Origin of the sequence: Methanoregula sp., assembly GCF_003170075.1 — an archaeon.
Classification (GTDB): Archaea; Halobacteriota; Methanomicrobia; order Methanomicrobiales; family Methanospirillaceae; genus Methanoregula.
Genome location: NZ_PMZU01000003.1, coordinates 10,802 through 12,497, shown reverse-complemented (window position 1 = coordinate 12,497; position 1,696 = coordinate 10,802). Strand labels below are relative to the sequence as shown.

Genomic DNA, 1,696 nt, shown 5'->3' with positions numbered 1-1,696 from the left:
TCGCCGTGTCGCGTGAGCATCGGGCGGGCCAGGTAAGATCAGGCCTGCTCAACAGGACAGGCACACGGCAGCGGTCCGGGCGGGTCATGGCTACACGGCGCGGTTACGGGGCGCATCAGCGACCTGTCGCGCTGTGTGCCTGGGTGGGCCAGCATGAACAAAAAAGATAATGCCGGACGACGTATAGTGTACCAACCCGGCAGGGCTCTTGATTGGACTCATGGTGTCCCTGTCCGGGCCACCGTTTATCCGCAATAAAAAAGGATTTTTTTCTTCATCCGGTGCAACCGCCATACAAAAAATTTCCACAGTCCCCAGATGGTGATCCGGTTTTTGCGGTGCTCCCAGAATTCACGCCTGCTGATCACGGAGGCCTCTCTATTCCGATGTAATCCCGCTCGGGAGTGGATCTGATATCCATGCGATCGCATCCAGCCGCTGTCTCTCGGCAACCAGATTATCTAAGCCTTCCCATGCTGCCTTCGCTTTCCATGATGCGATGATCTCATCGTGCCTGCTGCGGAGATCCTGCGCTTGGGCCAGTAACCGGAATGCCCGGCTCTCTAGCTCGGGCAGGGTGGTTTCGATGCGTTCGAGTTCTTCGAGGACCTTTACCGGCATGGCATCAAAAATTGTGTTCATGCTGTCACCCCTTCCGCTGCATCGGTCCCGCTGGCACCGGTGGGGACAGGGGCCGAAACCCCGATCATAAAATCCGCTGCCTTCTCTGCTCTGCCCGCTGCATACATCACGAGATCTGCATCGGCTTTGATCGCCGTTGCCCAGTTCTGGAGATAGGCTGCCTGATTCTGAACAATCGCCGATGAATCAATGCCGGTGAGAGCTGCCAGGTAAGCACTCCCGATCTCGGCGACCAGTTCCTCGCGTCCGTAGGTGTCGGAACCGAAGCAGACCGGATCGGTCCGCTTGAACCGTTCGAGCCGTGGCCCGGTGGAGTGGACGCACTCATGAAACATCGTCGCGTAATAGTGTTCCGACGTTCTGAACTGGCAGATATCCGGGATGGTGATCCTATCCATCTGCGGGAGGAATGCGGCCCGGTCTCCTGCGGTGATTGTTATATTCTCTCGGCCTGTGTAGTCATGAATGACCGCATCGCATCCGAGAAGGTGGAGATTCTCTTTTACATCGGGGAGTTTGTACCCCTGCTCTATGTAATCGGTTTGTGCGACGTTGAAGACAACGAAGGCTTTTAGAAACCGGATTTGTTTTTTATTTTCGGTCTCCTTACCGTTCTCATCCTTCTTTGTCTCGGTCTTGACAGTCCGGCCCGCGTAGATAATCCCGTGGCCGTGCTCGCCCTTCTGGACCTGAAGCCCTGCGGCGAGATACTGCCGGTAGGTTGCCCAAAAAGGGAGGGGATAGGGACCGAGCCCGAGAATTAACCGGTTCAGCCCGGTGTATGCTCTGCCGCTGAAAAGATTTCGCGGGCCGTTCTCGGTCCACGGTTTCAACCAGGGGATTTTTCCCTCTGATAATGCTTTGATGATCCGCTCGTTGATCTGCGCTTTTACATCAGCGGCTTTCATGCGTGCACCCCGGCGGGCTGGGTGGTTGCTGCGAGAGGCTGTACCGGGCGCATAGTCGAGACATTCGCATATTTCCGCTCCCCCTTGAGCATCCCTTTTAGCTGTGCGAGTGGGGAGACGTACTGCACATCGTTGATCGTTATCAT

General features: G+C 56.2%; 2 protein-coding genes. Both read right to left on the bottom strand.

The genetic code is table 11. The annotated features are described in order from the left end of the window. Window positions 1-378: 378 nt before the first annotated feature. On the bottom strand, window positions 379-642 hold the full coding sequence (locus QZN75_RS00245) for a hypothetical protein (protein ID WP_292423204.1): 264 nt from the start codon (window positions 640-642) through the stop codon (window positions 379-381). Next, window positions 639-1,550 carry an ArdC family protein gene (locus tag QZN75_RS00240; RefSeq protein ID WP_292423202.1) on the bottom strand — a complete coding sequence of 304 codons (912 nt, stop codon included), beginning with the start codon at window positions 1,548-1,550 and terminating at the stop codon, window positions 639-641. The genes QZN75_RS00245 and QZN75_RS00240 overlap by 4 nt, the downstream gene beginning before the upstream one ends. Between the last annotated feature and the right edge of the window lie 146 nt (window positions 1,551-1,696).

Coding starts and splice junctions, on each gene's coding strand:
- QZN75_RS00245 (WP_292423204.1), bottom strand. CDS start 642: ATGAACACAATTTTTGATGCCATGCCGGTAAAGGTCCTCGAAGAACTC.
- QZN75_RS00240 (WP_292423202.1), bottom strand. CDS start 1,550: ATGAAAGCCGCTGATGTAAAAGCGCAGATCAACGAGCGGATCATCAAA.